A 16,135-nucleotide genomic window follows, 5' to 3' on the forward strand; every position below is an offset into this window, starting at 1 on the left:
TGCTCGGCCACGACACGACGCTACCTGTCACGCTCGATGATATGATCCATCACGCCAGCGCCGTCATGCGGGCAAGCCGACAGGCTCTGGTCATCGCGGATCTGCCATTTCTGAGCTACGCAACGATTGAGGATGCCGTGCAATCAGCCCGGCGTCTCATGCAGGAAAGTGGTGTGCAGGCGGTAAAACTGGAAGGTGGCGCCTGCGCCGTCCCACAGATACGTCGTCTTGTCGAATTCGGTGTTCCCGTCATGGGACATCTCGGTCTGACGCCGCAGTCCCAACATCAGATTGGTCTGCGTGTGCAGGGACGTCGGGCAGCAGAGGCTCGCAAACTTCTGGAAGATGCGCTCGCCCTACAGGAAGCCGGTGCATTCGCACTCGTGCTGGAAGTCGTCCCAGCATCACTGGCAAAAGCGGTGTCCGAACGGCTCGACATTCCCGTGATCGGCATTGGTGCGGGTGCTGAATGCGATGGGCAGGTGCAGGTCTGGCACGATGTCCTTGGACTGTTTGAAGGCCGCTCTCCCCGTCACGCCAAACGGTTTGCGGAAATCGGCGCTGCGATGGAAAACGCCATCCGCACCTATGTGGATGAGGTCCAAAGCGGTACCTTTCCCACAGACAAACAAAGCGCGAAAATGGACGAGGACGAACTGACCGCAGCCCTGAACGTCCTTCCTCCCAAGAAGGGCTGACGCCATGCAGGTATATTCCTCCATTGCCGCATTGCGCGCTGGGCGTCGTTCCTTCACGGAAAAACTGGGCCTCGTGCCCACCATGGGCTTTCTGCACGAAGGTCACCTAAGTCTCGTTCGCCGGGCGCGCGCGGAATGCCACACGGTTGCTGTAAGCATTTTCGTCAATCCCACGCAGTTTGCAGCTGATGAGGATCTGGACCGTTATCCTCGTGCGTTGGAGCGCGATCTGGATCTGCTTCAAAAAGAAGGCGTCGCGTTCGTCTTCACCCCAACGCCACAAGAAATGTATCCGCCCGGTTTTGCCACGAGCATCGATGTTGGGCCGGTGGCGCAACCACTGGAGGGCGCGTTGCGTCCCGGTCATTTTGCCGGTGTGGCGACGGTCGTGACTAAACTCTTCAACATCGTGCAGCCGACCCATGCATATTTCGGGCAAAAAGACGCCCAGCAATGCGCCGTGATTCGGCACATGGTGCGCGATCTGGATATCCCGGTGCAGATCGTGATCGGAGATATCGTCCGCAGTGCAGACGGCCTCGCCCTTTCCAGCCGCAATGCTTATCTGAACGAGACGGAACGCTCGCGCGCTGTCATGCTATCGACCGCCCTCAGCGCCGCCTCCACCAAGATCGCCGCGGGAGAGCGTGACCCAGCTCGCCTGCGGGCCATAATCCGCGACACACTTGCCCGCGAGCCGGCTCTTGTCGTTGACTATGTCAGTATTGCCGACCCTTTGACGATGCAGGAACTCGATCACCTCATTGATGGAGCTGTCGTCTCCCTTGCCGTACGGGTGGGCACCACAAGGCTGCTGGACAACTGTGTCATCCAGTTCTGAGTCTGTCCCCAACACCCTTGCAGGAAAATGAAACCTGCCATGCCTTGGGGGATGGAAGCCGGAAATGCGACCATGCGTTTACGACAGTCATCGAAGAAGGGAAAAAGCCTTGTTTCCATGCGGACTCCGGATCATGTCCCGGTCGTTTCTCGCATCTGCGGTGGTCGGCAGTTTGTTGAGCGGCTGCTCCGCAGCGCCGAAACCCGGCAGCTCTGAAGAACTGGCGGAACGCCAGAGCACCTTCGAGAAAGTAGACGCGAACCACGACGGACATATCTCATGGGATGAGTTTCGTGTGGGCGTCACGGCCATTCTCGAAAAGGAAAACAGTTGGCGGGCCGCTGGATTTCGCACCATGTTTCCCGGTCAGCAGCAAAGCATTCTGCGCTCCAACTTCGACAAGATGGATACAGGCCACAAAGGCTATCTGGTCTTCAGCGAATGGAAGGATGAGTAACCCGGCGAGAGGCGGGACTCATCTTCCGAGGAACAACTGGCCCAGCCCTGTTTCCAATGATCGGGGTACGACGCTCAGCTGATCGATCATCGGCCAGATGTCGAAATTTTTGTCCTCCAGTAATCGTCGTATCTCATCCGGTCCAACGGAGGGGCATTTCGGCAACCACGCTGTTGCGACCGCTGCTGCCATGAGCACACTACCGGGAAGAGCCAGCACGAACCGGGACGGAATACCTGCGGCACGCGCCACCAGCGCTACAAAATCGCGATACGCCACGGCCACCGGCCCCGCGATGACCACTGCGTGCGGTCCTACCCATTGCCGGTCGATAGCCGCCAGAAGACTGGCCGTCACATCGTCTTGGTGGATAGGCTGAACGAGCGCCCGGCCACCCGCAGGCAGCGGGACGACAGGCAGGCGACTCAGGAGAGCCGCCAGTCGCTGCACGTTGTCCTCGCCCTGCGCTCCATAAATCATGGTGGGATGAAGAATGACGCTGTCGCGCCCCGATGCGAAAAGAGCGCGCTCTCCTTTCAGCACACCGTTGCCGTGAGCGTCCGGCCAGCGTGTGAATTTGCGCGTGCTCCCAAGACAGATGAGACGCGCAGCCTTGGGAGCAGCCGCCACCAAGGCCGGGATGTTGCGGGCATGGGCCGTACAAACAATGACAGTGGCGTCCGCCAATACCGATATAAGAGCCGAGACAGGACCGGTCAGATCGGCAATCCGGGGAGCTTCAAACCCGGATCCAACCGATGCATCGGGAAAAGCCGCGGCATATCGCGCGCCATTGCGAATGATCGGCACAACACGCGTGCCGCGTGTCGTTAGGGCGCGGCAAAGCGCCGCCCCCGAACGCCCACTGGCGCCGATGACGTGAACAACGTCCAACACCTGTTTCAGTGCTCCGTTCCAGCAGGTGAGGCTGGTGGATCAGCGGGGGCAAACACTTCCGGATCGACCGGCTCGTCCGTCGTCATGTTCGGATCGTCGGGTTCCGTATCCGGGAGCGGACGGCTGTTCGCCCCGACGGGTGCCTGAAGCGACAGGCCAAATTTTCCGGCGATTTCCGGATGAAACGGAAGGACTTTTAGTTCGAGCAGCGAACTCACAGGCAATGCCGTGGAAGGCGCCAGTGTGGCGCTCAGCGGACCAGCGGAAGGGTCGTTCAGATAATGGGCAAGCTGCACGCCCGCACCATTCGCTGACGCACCTGCGGGTGCCAGAGATCGGCTCAGCAAAGCGACATACGCATCGGGGTCCATGCCCTGCTTGACCGCCGCGTTACTCAACAAGCGCGGCACGAGACCGGCATCACGCCACGAGATATCCAGATGAGTGAACTGCTCAAGTGGCGGAAACCAACTAGGGTTCCGCGCACCTGAAGTGAAATCGCCCACAAGATCCAGCCGTCCCCAGTCATGCACATGCACATCGAGCTGGGTGACATGCGTGACGACCTGTTCGTAGTCGATGATGGCGTTCGCAACGATCGCGCCATCCACCCGGTCATGCGTGAAAGGTTGGAGAAAAGAGAGAACCGGCCACAAACGCACATGATCGAGACTGATCGTCATCCGCGCCTTCTGGTTCGAGATGGACTGGTAGGCATGTCCTTTCCCCACAGCCATCAGCGGCTGTAACGCAGGGTCCGTAGCCACCGTCTGCCCCTTGAGCAGCACCCCTGCCATTCTGAAGGACCGTGTGCCATCGCGCGGAGCCGACACACGACCGGCCAGTTCATCCGCGAAAACCGACGCCAGATCGACGCCGTCGAGAAAAGCTTCGGAGACGGCCAACTCCCGTGTCACAGGCGCTTCGCTTCGGGCCGTAAGTCCATGTCCGCTCACACGGGCGAAACGACCACCACCATACTGGTCAAGATCCAGTTTCTTCGCAGCCATGGTCACCCGCCGCACAGGCACTCCAAGACTCGCATCGTGTAGTTCCCCATGATCGAGCACCAACCCCGCAAGCTGATCGTCCGAAGGCGCGGGAAGCGTCAGGCCGTCGAGAGACATCCGGTGGGCTTCGAACTGTCCGTGAGGACTGCCTACACGCAGGGTATAGGCCACCACATGATCGCAATGCAGAGGACTGTTGGCCGCCGAGGGTGAAACGCCGGTTCCTCTGTCCGGTCCCAGTGTCGCGCCCACAATTTCCAGCGCGGCAGCAGAAATGGTCAGATCGCCTTCCTGAAGAACAACATCCGTCAGACGCGCGCCGTGGCTCGCGGGCTGGGCCGTGGCCTTGCCCCATGTCAGCGTGACATCGGACGGAAGGTGTGCGCGTGCGTCCTCGAGCGCTTCCACCAATTCATGATTGGCCTGACGGTGGAACCAGATCCACCCTCCCGTGCCCAAGGCTGTCGCCATGGCAAGAGCTGTAGCAATGGCGATCGTGCGCGGCGATGGACGAGTCATGGGGTGCGTTCGGCTCTCTCAGGTCTGCCATGTGGTGCCACACCTAACAGGATGTGGGGAGCAGGACATCAGGAAAAGCTCAATGCCTTTCGGTAGAGTGCTACAACAGCACGGTATTATGTTACCTACACCTAAAAGTCACGGAAAACATGGGAAAAATCATATTCCCGTCCTTTTATGACGCATGATTGTGCTTGACGCGCCCTTTTCGCCTGCGCATAAGGCGCCACGCGAACCGCTCAAGATTTTCGAACGGACACACGACACATGAAGACCACCCTCTCGCTCAAACCTGCGGAGGTGACGAAGAACTGGATCCTGATCGACGCCGAAGGCCTCGTTCTGGGACGTCTCGCCACCATCGTTGCGAACCGCCTGCGCGGCAAGCACAAGCCACAGTTCACCCCGCACGTTGATTGCGGCGACCATGTCGTCATCATCAACGCCGAGAAGATCAAGCTGACCGGCAACAAGGTCGGACAGAAGCTCTTCCACTATCACACCGGTTATCCCGGCGGCATCAAGACGCGCACCATCACGCAGCGTCTGACGGGCAAGAATCCCGGTCAGGTCGTGGAGAAGGCCGTCGAGCGCATGATCACGCGCGGCCCGCTCCAGCGTCAGCAGATGCGCAATCTGCACGTCTATGCCGGCAGCGAGCATCCGCATGACGGCCAGAAGCCGGTGACGCTCGATGTCGCGGCTCTGAACCGCAAGAATACCGCTGCTGCCAAGGGTGAGGTCTGATTTCCATGTCTGAAACGATCGAACGTACCGGCACCCTCGCCGACCTCAAGGACGTCGCACCCCAGGTCGTCGCGTCTGAGGCTCCCGTCTATGAAGTAAAGCGCGACGCACAGGGCCGCTCCTATGCGACCGGTCGTCGTAAGGACGCCGTGGCCCGCGTGTGGATCAAGCCCGGCAAGGGTGACATCACGGTGAACGGCCGTCCGGTGGGCACCTACTTCGCCCGCCCGGTCCTGCGCATGCTGCTCACACAGCCTTTCCTCGTGAGCGACCGCTACAACCAGTTCGATGTCATCTGCACGGTGACGGGCGGTGGTCTGTCCGGTCAGGCCGGCGCGGTCCGTCACGGCATCAGCCGTGCACTGACGCACTACGAGCCGGGACTGCGCAGCATTCTCAAGGCTGCCGGTTTCCTCACGCGCGACTCCCGTCAGGTTGAGCGTAAGAAATACGGCAAGGCCAAGGCCCGTCGTTCGTTCCAGTTCAGCAAGCGCTGAACCGGGACAACTCTTCCCTTTGTGGGACGGGTGCAAAAGCCGTCAGCCTTCGGGCTGGCGGCTTTTTTCATGGGAGAACGGATTGCCATGAAACAGGAAAAATTCGATGCCATCATCATAGGCGCCGGTGCTGCCGGCCTGATGACGGCATTTACTGCCGGCCAGCATGGCGCGCGGGTTCTCGTTCTGGACCACAACAACGAACCGGGACGGAAAATCCTCATTTCAGGTGGGGGACGATGCAACTTCACCAATCTGCACGTCGCGGCTGACCGTTTTCTGTCCACCAACCGACATTTCGCCCGCTCTGCCCTCGCCCGTTATACTGCGCGCGATTTCCTCGCTCTCGTGGAGCGCCATCGTATTGCGTGGCATGAAAAAACGCTGGGACAACTGTTCTGCGACGGTTCCGCTCGCGAAATTCTGGCCATGCTGCTGGAGGAGTGTCGAGCCGGTCACGTCACGATCCGCCTGTCCGAAACCATTCGTGACGTGCGGCACGCCGATGGTTACGAAGTTCGCACTGACGCAACGACCTTTGCATCCGAAACGCTCGTGCTGGCTTGTGGAGGGCTGTCCATCCCCAAACTTGGCGCAACAGGGCTGGCACATGACCTAGCACGCCAATTCGCCATTCCCGTCGTGCGTCCGGAACCCGGTCTTGTCCCATTACAAGCGAGTGCGGACGATCTGGAATGGATGCAATCGCTTGCTGGGGTTTCCCTCCCCGTTCGTGCCCGATGCGGCAAGATCGGCTTCGATGAAGCGATGCTGTTCACACATCGCGGCCTGTCAGGACCAGCCATCCTCCAGATTTCGTCTTTCTGGAAGGAAGGGCTGCCTCTCGACATAGACCTCCTGCCCGGCAGGGATGCCCTCGCTCTCTTGAAAGACGCGCGCTCCGCTCGTCCTCGCGCGCGCACCACGAGTATTCTGGGAGAATGGATGCCACGCAGACTAGCCGAAACCATGGGACCACGCCTTCTCGGACCGAAATCGGCGGCGGAATGGCCCGATAGAATACTGCGTCCCGCAGCACAGGCTCTCCAGAACTGGTCATTCAAACCCGCACGCACCGAGGGTTACGCCAAAGCGGAAGTCACAGTTGGTGGGATCGACACGCGCGCACTTTCTTCCCGCACAATGGAGGCCAGCACCGTTCCCGGCCTGTATGCGGTGGGTGAGGCTGTCGACGTCACAGGCTGGCTTGGCGGCTATAATTTCCATTGGGCATGGGCAAGTGGACACGCGGCGGGTGTCGCCATTGCGGAACGGACTTGCATCTCGTAGCCGCTCGAGGCGTTATGGCACCGCAAAACAACCGATTACAGCCACGAGGTTGATCGCCAGATGACCACCACTTTCAAGGCGGCTCCGACCGCAAGGCGTCGCACGGCCAAGATTTTTGCCGTACTCGCCACTCTTGGCATGGCTGCCTGTACGGGACAGGCCGGAACGCCAATTGCTCCGGGTTCCTATCCGCCGGGCACGCCACTAGGAGGCACCTGTAAAGCCGGTCTCTACACCTGCCAGTTGCCGCTGGCCTCGCCCGTTGGTGCGCCGTGCAGCTGTCCCGGCCTTGGGGCCGCGTCCTATGGACAGGTTTACGTCAAGTAAAGTCCCTCCTGAGGCTTCCCATGCCGAATTTGCCTTTCGACTCCTTCGGCGCTACCTCCGGCATGGGACACGCGATACGGCTCCGATGATCATGTCATCGGATAGACCGGATGCGGCATGAAGAAAGAGAGACGACCCGCATGAACTTCAGCGACGATAGCAGCCGTCCAGCCCGAGCGCCCCTTGCACGGAGCAGACGCGGCACAGGCAGCGCAGCATCGTCTCTCGCTCGGATCGGCATCTGGTCCGTTCTGTATTTTTTGTTTTACCTTGCTCAGCAGATCGCTGAACTTCTGGCACCACTCCTGCTCATTGCCGGCATCGGGTGGAAGGCGCTTCCCCATGTCATGAATGCAGTGTCTTCAAGCGCCGGAAAAGTGGATGCGCAGGCGCATGACGTCATGTCACATGTCTCGGATGCCATTCCCGATCAGATCATGTTCGGTACGCATCAGCTAACACCTGATGGCCTCATTACCGATGGCATTCTGCTGATGGCTCTGGCCGCACTTGGCGCAACGCTCTCAGCTATCGCCGCCCGCTCCATGTAATCACCGCTTGAGAATCTGTTTCAGCAATCTGCAGTAGCAAAATGGTACAGGTTTTCTTTGATAAGGCGGTTTTGTAGGACCGTTACGGAAATATCGGGACGAAAAGCCAACGTATTCAGGCACAAAATGCCCTCTCAAATCGACCTAAGAAGGCTTTTGAAACAGCCACTCAAAGAATGACTGAAACGGGCTTTCTTTCAGCCCGTCAGAGCAGACGTAACGCTGGCCAAACATGGCTCAGCGCATCGAACCAATGAACAGCAGCGGCAACAGCGAGAACGGCCGTCGCGCCACTCGCAATCCATGCCTTCTTCCAGAAAGCCTGACTTTCCAGAAACGAACCCCGTTCCGACTTTGTAGCCTCTGTTGTCGCCGTGCGCTGCAAGACATCCTTACGCAGCCGCTCTGCCATATCCACTGCCGGTTCGACATGCCGAACCGGTTCAGCCTGCTCATCTGCGGAAGCAGGTTGCACAGCGACCTGTTCGCCGTGGTCCTCTCCCACATCCCAGATGGGCGCATGTTCGTCCTCTGGCTTTGCGACTGACGCCATTTCCTCGTCAGCTTCCGCCCGTTCCACACGATCCCATGCTGGAACCCAGGATGCGCTTTCAGCCATAGCCGGAGTTGGCTCTGCCTGAACGGAAGTCGGTTTTTCCGCTTCCGCCGCACCTGCGCCCTGTCCACGCGCAGAACGCAGACGCGCGACAACATCGTCAATCTCGTCCGGCTGATGACTGTCTCGTTCAAAGGGAGCCGCCGCCTCTACATGGGACGAATGTTCATCTTCCGCTCCAAGGACCGCATGGTGTTCCACCTCTTCAAGATGCCCCAACCGCTCTGTCTCGGCCGCCAGAGTGTCCTGAAAGGCACCGTGCGTTCCGTTCTCATCGGAGTGCAGAGCATGCGTATCGAGCGCTGTTTCTTCCCACATCGGGGAATGCCCGCTTGCGACTGTCTGCGCGGGTGCATGGTGGGAGGAAACGCTATGCTCCTCTTCCACGGCGTCACTCTGCGCCGCATGACGGGCAATGGCCTGATCCAGAAAACTGAACGGACGGTCGTCCTCTTCTTCTTCCGGTTCTGGAGCAGGCGCTGGCTTGGGCGCCACGGTTCGTAGAATTGGCGGCAGCGATGGCTCCGTCTTTTCTTCCTGAGGTCCGTCCTGATGCGAAGAAACACCGAAAACCGGCTCAGCCACCTCATCCTTGCTGTCAGACGCCTTGCCGTCATCAGGAGAGGAAACGGGGCTTTCCGCCGCCTCCTCCACAGGAGGCGCAGCCTCTTTTTCCGGGGCAGGTGCCGCGCTGTTTTCCGAAGCCACAGGAACAGCCGACGGCCCCGCAGGCACCGACTCCGCAGAAGCCGATTCGGGGCTGGTCTTTGCCTCATCGCGCAGGGCGGGCACGAGCCAGCTCGTCCCGCAACTGGCGCATTTCAATGTTCTGTCTTTTGTCAGATACGAGGTAGGAACATTGTATTTAATGCCGCAGGACGGGCAGACAATCAGCATCGGTTTCCTCTCTGGTGCTCTTGCGAGCTCTCCACCCGGCGCATGTCCGGTCCCTTGCCCGGTGGATATGTACCGAAATTTCTTCCCATTTTCTAAACGCGATCACAAGGACGCGAAAGGGGCGGAACCGTTACATGATGATCGACATCACTCATCCGCTCACGTTATGAGGGCAGCCGTGACAGCATCCCGCTCCTTCCTTCCGCGCACAACTTTTCGGCCGCCCGCATGATACGGCTGGAAAAAGTGACATGGCAGCACGGACCATCGGCGGGACGAGAGCGCGAAACCCTCGCCAATATCAGCTTTGCCGTGCCGCAGGGCAGTTTCCGGTGGCTCCTCGGTCCATCGGGCGCCGGCAAGTCCTCCCTACTCCGCCTTCTGCATCTTGAAGCGCTTCCACGATCGGGCACATGCGAACTGCTCGGCACATCCATCACGCCGCATGTGAAACGCTCCGCTCTCGCGCGCCTGCGCCAACGGATCAGCATGGTGCATCAGGACTATCGCCTAATGCCCACCCTCTCCATCGCCGACAACGTGGCACTCCCGCTGCGCCTTCAGAAACGCGATGAAGATGAAGTCGCACAGGAAGTCAGCACCTTGCTGACATGGATGGGACTGGGCGCGCGCCAGTCTTCCCGTCCGGCCGAACTCTCGGGCGGCGAGCAGCAGCGCACGGCCATCGCCCGGGCCGTGGTTTCCCGACCGGCCATCATTCTGGCTGACGAACCCACAAATGCGCTGGACGAGGCGCAGGCCGTGCGCGTGCTCACCATGCTGCGAGAACTGACCGCCATGGGAACGACCGTGATCGTGGCCACGCATAACGATGCTCTGGTGCGCCGTTATCCAGCGCCCGCGCTGCATCTCGAACACGGAAAGCTCATCAGCGATGAGTAGCCGTAAACAGGCGCGCGACGGTCTGGCTCTCGCCCATGCCCTGCCCGACCGCAGCCTGATTGCCATGGTGGCCGCCATGAGCCTGTTGGCCGCCCTTACCTTTGCCGGTGCATTCGGCGCACGCGAACTGTCCGCCCGCTGGGCGCGCGGCGCGGCCAATCTCATGACCGTGCAGGTGCCCGATCCCGAAAAGCCGGCGATTGTCCCGTCAGACAGCGCGGCCGTATCGCGCGCCGATGCCGTTCTCTCACTGTTGCAGACACTGCCATCCCTGCGACGGGCGCACAGGCTGAACGCACAGGAACTCGACCGGCTTCTGGCGCCCTGGCTCGGCAATACCGGCACGTCCGCCCTGCCGCTTCCCGCCGTGATCGAAGTCGATCTCACGTCCGGCGCAACTTTGCCGGACACATTCGTGGCGACCGTGCAGAGCGAGGCCCCCGGCACGCTGATCGAACGCAACGACGACTGGCGCGAACAGCTCCATGCCATTGCCCGCAGTCTGCTTGTCTGCGCGGCACTCGCCATCACGCTGGTCGGAGGCATTGCCGCCGCCGTTATCGGCATGGCCACCCGGCTCGGGCTGGGTGCGCGACGCGATAGCCTTATCATCCTGCATGGACTTGGCGCCCCGGATGGTTACGTGGCCGGGAGGTTTGCCCGCCGGGTCGCCCTGCTGGCTTTCGGCGGCGGCGCCTTAGGAACGATTCTGGCTGTCCCCCCCATCGCCGTCGTCTCCAGACTGATGGCGCCCCTTTCCGGTGCAGCGGTGAGCCATGAAACATGGCCCTCTCTCCTGCGGGATTCCCTCCACAGCCTGACAGTCGGCGGAACCTCCACAGACCTTCTGATCGGACTGGGCTGTATCCCCCTGATGATGACCCTTCTGGGATGGGGCACCGCCCAGACCATTGTTCGCATCTGGCTGCGGCGTCTCCCGTGAGACGCGGTGCCTCTCTGGGAAAAGCCGCCTGCCTGCTGATGGTCGGGCTCTCGACGGCAGTGGTTTGCGGCTTTGTCTGGTTCGTGATGGATGCGCAGAAAGCCGTCAGCCCCATTATGAAAGCAGATGGCATTGTGGCCCTGACAGGCGGCAACGGTCGGGTGGAGATGGCGCTACGTCTCCTGAAGGACGGTCGCGGATACCTACTGCTGATTTCCGGCGTCGATCCGCACACGACGTTACGCGATATCGCACCCGGTATCCCATCAGCGCTGCTCGACCGCGTGACATTGGGCCAGCAAGCCACCTCCACTGCGGGCAACGGCGCGGAAACCGCCGCATGGGCACGCCATAACGGATTGCACAGCCTGATCGTGGTCACGGCGGGCTACCACATGCGCCGCGCCATGCTGATGATCCACCGCGCCGCACCCGAGATCCGGCTGGAGGCGCTCCCCGTCCAGCCGCCCGCGATGCAGCGCCCCTATACCCGTGCGACGCTGCGCCTGCTTGCGCTGGAATACGGCAAGTTTCTGCTCGCCCTTATCGGACCGAACTGGGCGTTTCGTCACACCGTAGACGCAGGCTGAAACACCTCAGCGATAGACAAGGCCGCCATCGATCAGGATCGACTGCCCCGTCACATAGTCCGAGTCCGGCCCCGCCAGCCATGAGACAAGACCGGCAACATCATCGGGTGTCTCGGCGCGCCCAAGCGCGATCCCTTTGACGAAACGGTCATAGGTCTCTCCCTTCGCTACACCCGTTAACCGGGCAAACTCGGCATCGATCTCCACCCACATGTCAGTGCCGACCACACCGGGACAATAAGCGTTCACGGTGATGCCGTGGCTGGCATATTCCTTGGCCGCCGCCTGCGTCAGCCCGCGCACGGCGAACTTGGTCGAGGAATAGACCCCCAGCATGGCGTATCCTTCATGCCCGGCAATAGAGCAGGCATTGATGATCTTGCCCTTGTGCCCGCGCTTCTGGAACAGAGCCGCCGCAAGCTGGATGCCCCACAGCGTGCCCTGAACATTGATGCGGTAGATACGCTCCACTTCCTCCGGCGTTACATCCGCCAATGGCTTGATCTGCGCGATGCCAGCGTTGTTCACCATCACATCGAAACCGCCCAGAGCGCTCTCGGCATGATCTATCGCTGCGGCGACCTGCGCGCGGTCCCCGATATCGGCCACAAAGGTGGTGGCCTTGCGACCCAGCGCCTCGATTTCCGCCGCGACATCCGCCAGACGGTCTTCGCGGATGTCCACCAGAGCAACATCCGCGCCATCACGCGCCAGTCTCAGGGCGATGCCCCGCCCGATCCCCTGCCCCGATCCCGTGACGAGGGCTACTTTTCCAGAAATGTCCGCCATAAGCTGCACCTTTTCGATCAGCGACAACCGAGGCGCAACGTCTGGAGACGTGAGAGAGTTCCGCTTGAGAAGCAGCGATCAGCAGGAATCGCCAACACCCAGCAAGGCTGCGGTGCAGATCTCCCTCACAAGGCTGAGCGCCACACCGTCTTCGCGACACACAAACGCCAGCACACTGATGACGGGCGTATGGGCGGAAGAGGGCGGCGGCGCCTCCTCAGTCCAGAGAACACGGCAGTCCAGCGTGCGGCGATGAATGCCCGTCTGCCTTACGACACGCCCAAATGGTTCACGGGTCTTTTCCAGCCGCGCGTTCATTTTTGGAGACAGACGTGAGGGAGCATACCAATTATCGGCATGGCACAAAGACAGTCCCTGACAGGTCAGATCCACTCGACGATGCCGCAGGCGTTCGCCCGCTGGGAAAGCACCCTGAAAAGCTTCAGGCACAGGCAGTTGGGAACCTGACTCGACACAGGCCTGAATATTGGCCGGCGGTTTGACCAATCCCTGCTTCTCACACCATTTTTCCAACGTCCACGTGACGCTGGTGGTTACACGCAGCGCGGCGGCGAGTTCCTCGACCCGTTGTCGCAACAGTTCCGCCATGGTGTATCAACCGGCCCCGACAACCTGTCGTGCCGGTTGTGTGCGAACACCCTCGCGTGTCAGCGGCAGGCCACCCCACAGATCCTTCACAGCCTCCACGATCACCACGCCCCCGCAGGCCGGCAACACCGCGCTCCCTGCCCGCTCAAGCAGATCACCGACCTTCCGACGATGAAGCGATGGAAACGGCGGCGGATAGAGTGCGGTGCCGCTCCGTTCGACATGGAACATGCACTGCGCGAGTTGCCGCCAGAGCTGACGCTGCGAGAACGGGCGCCCCTGCCCAAAGGGGGTCGTGTCGCTCAAGGCCCAAACACCGCGGCGGTTGGGCACGACCAGCAACAGTTTGCCGTCATCGCGCAAAACTCTCCAGACGGCCCGCAAGAGTTCTCCACCGGCATGCGAAGTCTCCAGTGCGTGAATCATCAAAACACGATCGAAGGACAGATCGGGAAAAGGCAGAGCGGTTTCCGACACCACACATTCGCGCCCGTAGCGTTGGTGCAATCCGAGGGCGGCACCGGACAGGCCCAGACGTGCCGACACGGCAAGCGACGTGCGGGCATCCCAGAGCGGAAGAAAGGGCGCGGCATGGCCCATGCCAAGCAGGCGCTGGCCCGCGAGTTCTGGCCATGCCGCAAGAAGATGGCGACCGAGCAGACGTCCCGTGTCCGTCCCCACCGGCGCATCGTAAAAAGCTTCGACCGTCCGAACTTCGTCTCTCATGAAACGTACACTACCATGAAGCCTTGAGGAAGGAGCCACGTTTCATGCCCATTACCGTTCATGCCATTGAGGCTCTTTCAGACAACTACGTCTGGCTCATCCGGGATGAGGCCACGGGAAAGACTGCCGTGGTCGATCCGGGGGAAGCCGCGCCGGTTCAGTCCGCCATCGACGAGCATGGCGGTCGTCTCGATCTGATCCTGCTCACCCATCATCACGCCGACCATACAGGCGGCACCATCTCCCTGCGGAAACGCTACAGTGCGCAGGTGATCGGCAATGCCACCGACGCGGCACGGCTGCCTCCCCTCGATCATGCCGTAAATCCCGGCGACCGCATCATGTTGGGTGAAAGCTGTGCCATCGTGATCGACACACCGGGCCATACATTGGGGCACATCGCCTATTATTTCGACGATCCACCATCCCTGTTCTGTGGAGACACGCTGTTCAGCCTTGGGTGCGGTCGTCTGTTTGAAGGAACGGCAGCGCAGATGTTCGCGAGTTTCCGGGCATTCGATCACCTGCCCGATCGAACCCGCGTCTATTGCGGTCACGAATACACGGCCGCCAACGCCCGATTCGCCCTTTCCGTCGATCCCGAGAATATCGCTCTTGGCGAACGCGCTCGGGAAGTGGAACGGCTTCGCGCTGTGGGAGCACCGACACTGCCCTCCACTCTTGGCAGCGAGCGTGATTGCAATCCCTTTCTGCGTGCACCAGATGTGGCCACCCTCGCACGTCTTCGGGAAGCCAAAGATCACGCAAGCTGAGCCTATGGCTGTCGTGAGCGGGCAATCAGTCCCAATACGGCGGAGAGCGGCAGTGTTCCCACCCACCATCGTCCTTCCCTCAAACGCAGGGGCAGGTCGACAAGAGGTTCTTTTCCTGACTTTGCTTTCGTGTCTCCACCGTTTGTAACCGGAGAAGCATCGTGACGCGCGATGCGTCCCAGTACGGCGGCCGCTTCGCCCACTTCAGGAGACACCGCTCCGCTGGCCGCCATGTTCTGTGTCGCGACATCCACGCCGCGCAGCACGAGATCGAAATCACCGGTCGGAACAGGCCAGCCGGTCATCCGTCCCGACAGAGCAGCCGATGCCGCTCCCAGTTTTCCCTGCGCGAGATGCAGGAGAAAAGTCTCTCTTCCCGTCGTTACCGGCAATGAGAAAGCTGCTTCCACTCCGTGCAACGTATCGCCCAGTCCCGGCCATGAGAAGGGCAGCCGGAGCGCCTCCAGCCCGATATCGACCGCCAGTCCGCCTCTGTCCTGAGGCCTATTATGGAGCCTGACTCTTACACTCTCCGCAACCAGCGTGGCCGGCAGGCTGCCTGTGGGGACCAGCGCCGGAAGCGCCGCGAGATCCATCGTGACCTGCGGCATCGTCAACACAAGGTTCCGCACAACTCCTTCAGAGGATAGCTGAGCGACAAGATGTGTTCGTTCACTCACCAGACGAAGCGCCAGCACAGTCTCTTCCCTGCGGTTCACCACGAGAGCCTGTCGCTTTCCCGGGAACATCATGACATCATGGGAAAAAAAATGCGGGCGACGCACAGCAAGGACGTCCGCGCCGTAGAACACCCGGAAATCGCCCACCGTTGCGGACAGCCGGAAGTCCACAAACTCGACCGTCGCCACAAACAAGGCCCAGCGAGGCCGGACAATACGCCACGACACTGACCATCCATGCTGCGCCAGATCGTGACGAGAGGCTTCAAGTCCCCGCAGGATCGCTCGGTTGCCTGCCTGACGCGCAAGGACGCCACCACCTCCCACAAGAATAACCAGCGCCACGATCAGACCGATTCGAGTGGAGCGGCCCGTCACGATGTTCCGAGGCTTTCGAACTCATGCGCCGCATCACCTAAAGCGCCCAACCCTCTGGACCGATGATGGAATCTGATGGGTAATCCACCGCTATCCATCGCAACCCTTCTCAATCTGTCCACAGCCTGTCCCCAGATGAGTCCACTCTTTTCGCACAGTCTTCAGGCTATCGGAGCAAATAGGTCAGAAAGTCGGATTCTTATACAAACGAGCGAGAAGAACCGCAGTCTTCCGCCAATTCCCAAGAAAACCTGTCTATCCTGTAACAATTTATCTTGACTTCCATAAACGCAAGAAACGCCGCGGATATTTCCTCTTTTCCTTCATATCGTTCCACGACGGATTCTTGCCCCACAGAGTTATCCACACCCCTGTGCCAAATGTTAACGTCTCCCTC

General features: G+C 60.5%; 19 protein-coding genes. 12 read left to right on the forward strand and 7 right to left on the reverse strand.

The window, feature by feature from the left end:
- The 3 genes from panB to KUA11_RS13915 form a co-directional block, all read left to right on the forward strand.
- Window positions 1-698, forward strand: a 698-nt coding sequence (panB, locus tag KUA11_RS13905) for a 3-methyl-2-oxobutanoate hydroxymethyltransferase (RefSeq protein ID WP_217411319.1), incomplete at its 5' end; no start/stop codon positions are given.
- Between the two features lie 4 nt (window positions 699-702).
- Window positions 703-1,539 (forward strand): pantoate--beta-alanine ligase, encoded by an 837-nt coding sequence (gene panC / locus KUA11_RS13910; protein WP_217411320.1) that lies wholly within the window; start codon window positions 703-705, stop codon window positions 1,537-1,539.
- A gap of 133 nt (window positions 1,540-1,672) precedes the next feature.
- Window positions 1,673-1,996: an EF-hand domain-containing protein gene (locus tag KUA11_RS13915; RefSeq protein WP_166313709.1), complete on the forward strand. Its 324-nt coding sequence runs from the start codon at window positions 1,673-1,675 to the stop codon at window positions 1,994-1,996.
- 18 nt (window positions 1,997-2,014) lie between these two features.
- Here KUA11_RS13915 and KUA11_RS13920 read toward each other — a convergent pair whose 3' ends face one another.
- Both KUA11_RS13920 and KUA11_RS13925 read right to left on the reverse strand, forming a co-directional pair.
- Complete coding sequence (locus KUA11_RS13920) at window positions 2,015-2,893, reverse strand: SDR family oxidoreductase (RefSeq protein ID WP_217411321.1); 879 nt, start codon at window positions 2,891-2,893, stop codon at window positions 2,015-2,017.
- A 5-nt stretch (window positions 2,894-2,898) separates the two neighbouring features.
- Window positions 2,899-4,422 carry a 3-demethylubiquinone-9 3-methyltransferase gene (locus KUA11_RS13925; RefSeq protein WP_217411322.1) on the reverse strand — a complete coding sequence of 508 codons (1,524 nt, stop codon included), beginning with the start codon at window positions 4,420-4,422 and terminating at the stop codon, window positions 2,899-2,901.
- Between the two features lie 267 nt (window positions 4,423-4,689).
- Here KUA11_RS13925 and rplM point away from each other — a divergent pair, with 267 nt between their 5' ends.
- The 5 genes from rplM to KUA11_RS13950 all read left to right on the forward strand — a co-directional run bounded on the left by rplM (window position 4,690) and on the right by KUA11_RS13950 (window position 7,834).
- Window positions 4,690-5,169, forward strand: a complete 480-nt coding sequence (gene rplM, locus KUA11_RS13930) for a 50S ribosomal protein L13 (RefSeq protein WP_217411324.1) — start codon at window positions 4,690-4,692, stop codon at window positions 5,167-5,169.
- Between the two features lie 5 nt (window positions 5,170-5,174).
- A complete protein-coding gene (gene rpsI / locus KUA11_RS13935; RefSeq protein WP_166313701.1) occupies window positions 5,175-5,666 on the forward strand; it encodes a 30S ribosomal protein S9 in 492 nt (163 codons plus the stop codon).
- A gap of 87 nt (window positions 5,667-5,753) precedes the next feature.
- Window positions 5,754-6,956, forward strand: a complete 1,203-nt coding sequence (locus KUA11_RS13940) for a BaiN/RdsA family NAD(P)/FAD-dependent oxidoreductase (RefSeq protein ID WP_217411326.1) — start codon at window positions 5,754-5,756, stop codon at window positions 6,954-6,956.
- 60 nt (window positions 6,957-7,016) lie between these two features.
- On the forward strand, window positions 7,017-7,283 hold the full coding sequence (locus KUA11_RS13945) for a hypothetical protein (RefSeq protein ID WP_166313697.1): 267 nt from the start codon (window positions 7,017-7,019) through the stop codon (window positions 7,281-7,283).
- Window positions 7,284-7,423: 140 nt separating this feature from the next.
- The gene (locus KUA11_RS13950) at window positions 7,424-7,834 is read left to right on the forward strand and encodes a hypothetical protein (protein WP_166313695.1); all 411 of its coding nucleotides are present in this window, start codon (window positions 7,424-7,426) and stop codon (window positions 7,832-7,834) included.
- A 205-nt stretch (window positions 7,835-8,039) separates the two neighbouring features.
- Here the strand turns inward: KUA11_RS13950 and KUA11_RS13955 are convergent, their stop codons facing one another.
- Window positions 8,040-9,347, reverse strand: a complete 1,308-nt coding sequence (locus tag KUA11_RS13955; protein WP_217411328.1) for an MJ0042-type zinc finger domain-containing protein — start codon at window positions 9,345-9,347, stop codon at window positions 8,040-8,042.
- 228 nt (window positions 9,348-9,575) lie between these two features.
- Here KUA11_RS13955 and KUA11_RS13960 point away from each other — a divergent pair, with 228 nt between their 5' ends.
- The 3 genes from KUA11_RS13960 to KUA11_RS13970 are packed head-to-tail and all read left to right on the forward strand — an operon-like array spanning window position 9,576 to window position 11,783.
- Complete coding sequence (locus KUA11_RS13960; RefSeq protein ID WP_217411330.1) at window positions 9,576-10,250, forward strand: cell division ATP-binding protein FtsE; 675 nt, start codon at window positions 9,576-9,578, stop codon at window positions 10,248-10,250.
- Complete coding sequence (locus tag KUA11_RS13965; protein WP_217411332.1) at window positions 10,243-11,193, forward strand: cell division protein FtsX; 951 nt, start codon at window positions 10,243-10,245, stop codon at window positions 11,191-11,193. The genes KUA11_RS13960 and KUA11_RS13965 overlap by 8 nt, the downstream gene beginning before the upstream one ends.
- 38 nt (window positions 11,194-11,231) lie before the next feature.
- On the forward strand, window positions 11,232-11,783 hold the full coding sequence (locus KUA11_RS13970; RefSeq protein ID WP_217411432.1) for a YdcF family protein: 552 nt from the start codon (window positions 11,232-11,234) through the stop codon (window positions 11,781-11,783).
- A 6-nt stretch (window positions 11,784-11,789) separates the two neighbouring features.
- Here KUA11_RS13970 and KUA11_RS13975 read toward each other — a convergent pair whose 3' ends face one another.
- From KUA11_RS13975 to KUA11_RS13985, 3 genes are all read right to left on the reverse strand, one after another.
- Complete coding sequence (locus KUA11_RS13975) at window positions 11,790-12,572, reverse strand: acetoin reductase (protein ID WP_217411334.1); 783 nt, start codon at window positions 12,570-12,572, stop codon at window positions 11,790-11,792.
- Window positions 12,573-12,650: 78 nt separating this feature from the next.
- Entirely contained in the window at window positions 12,651-13,181 is a 531-nt protein-coding gene (locus KUA11_RS13980; RefSeq protein WP_217411335.1) for a hypothetical protein, read from the reverse strand.
- Between the two features lie 6 nt (window positions 13,182-13,187).
- Complete coding sequence (locus KUA11_RS13985; protein WP_217411337.1) at window positions 13,188-13,907, reverse strand: class I SAM-dependent methyltransferase; 720 nt, start codon at window positions 13,905-13,907, stop codon at window positions 13,188-13,190.
- A gap of 44 nt (window positions 13,908-13,951) precedes the next feature.
- Here KUA11_RS13985 and gloB point away from each other — a divergent pair, with 44 nt between their 5' ends.
- Complete coding sequence (gene gloB / locus KUA11_RS13990) at window positions 13,952-14,680, forward strand: hydroxyacylglutathione hydrolase (RefSeq protein WP_217411339.1); 729 nt, start codon at window positions 13,952-13,954, stop codon at window positions 14,678-14,680.
- A 2-nt stretch (window positions 14,681-14,682) separates the two neighbouring features.
- Here the strand turns inward: gloB and KUA11_RS13995 are convergent, their stop codons facing one another.
- Window positions 14,683-15,738: a DUF2125 domain-containing protein gene (locus KUA11_RS13995; protein ID WP_217411341.1), complete on the reverse strand. Its 1,056-nt coding sequence runs from the start codon at window positions 15,736-15,738 to the stop codon at window positions 14,683-14,685.
- Between the last annotated feature and the right edge of the window lie 397 nt (window positions 15,739-16,135).

This window comes from Acetobacter estunensis, assembly GCF_019083805.1.
GTDB lineage: Bacteria > Pseudomonadota > Alphaproteobacteria > Acetobacterales > Acetobacteraceae > Acetobacter > Acetobacter estunensis_A.

Excerpts from the sequence above, each read along its gene's own strand:
- rplM (WP_217411324.1), top strand. The coding sequence starts at position 4,690 with ATGAAGACCACCCTCTCGCTCAAACCTGCGGAGGTGACGAAGAACTGG.
- KUA11_RS13970 (WP_217411432.1), top strand. The coding sequence starts at position 11,232 with ATGGTCGGGCTCTCGACGGCAGTGGTTTGCGGCTTTGTCTGGTTCGTG.
- KUA11_RS13955 (WP_217411328.1), bottom strand. The coding sequence starts at position 9,347 with ATGCTGATTGTCTGCCCGTCCTGCGGCATTAAATACAATGTTCCTACC.
- gloB (WP_217411339.1), top strand. The coding sequence starts at position 13,952 with ATGCCCATTACCGTTCATGCCATTGAGGCTCTTTCAGACAACTACGTC.
- KUA11_RS13985 (WP_217411337.1), bottom strand. The coding sequence starts at position 13,907 with ATGAGAGACGAAGTTCGGACGGTCGAAGCTTTTTACGATGCGCCGGTG.
- KUA11_RS13980 (WP_217411335.1), bottom strand. The coding sequence starts at position 13,181 with ATGGCGGAACTGTTGCGACAACGGGTCGAGGAACTCGCCGCCGCGCTG.
- KUA11_RS13940 (WP_217411326.1), top strand. The coding sequence starts at position 5,754 with ATGAAACAGGAAAAATTCGATGCCATCATCATAGGCGCCGGTGCTGCC.
- rpsI (WP_166313701.1), top strand. The coding sequence starts at position 5,175 with ATGTCTGAAACGATCGAACGTACCGGCACCCTCGCCGACCTCAAGGAC.
- KUA11_RS13915 (WP_166313709.1), top strand. The coding sequence starts at position 1,673 with ATGTCCCGGTCGTTTCTCGCATCTGCGGTGGTCGGCAGTTTGTTGAGC.
- KUA11_RS13945 (WP_166313697.1), top strand. The coding sequence starts at position 7,017 with ATGACCACCACTTTCAAGGCGGCTCCGACCGCAAGGCGTCGCACGGCC.
- KUA11_RS13960 (WP_217411330.1), top strand. The coding sequence starts at position 9,576 with ATGATACGGCTGGAAAAAGTGACATGGCAGCACGGACCATCGGCGGGA.
- KUA11_RS13925 (WP_217411322.1), bottom strand. The coding sequence starts at position 4,422 with ATGACTCGTCCATCGCCGCGCACGATCGCCATTGCTACAGCTCTTGCC.
- KUA11_RS13965 (WP_217411332.1), top strand. The coding sequence starts at position 10,243 with ATGAGTAGCCGTAAACAGGCGCGCGACGGTCTGGCTCTCGCCCATGCC.
- panC (WP_217411320.1), top strand. The coding sequence starts at position 703 with ATGCAGGTATATTCCTCCATTGCCGCATTGCGCGCTGGGCGTCGTTCC.
- KUA11_RS13975 (WP_217411334.1), bottom strand. The coding sequence starts at position 12,572 with ATGGCGGACATTTCTGGAAAAGTAGCCCTCGTCACGGGATCGGGGCAG.
- KUA11_RS13950 (WP_166313695.1), top strand. The coding sequence starts at position 7,424 with ATGAACTTCAGCGACGATAGCAGCCGTCCAGCCCGAGCGCCCCTTGCA.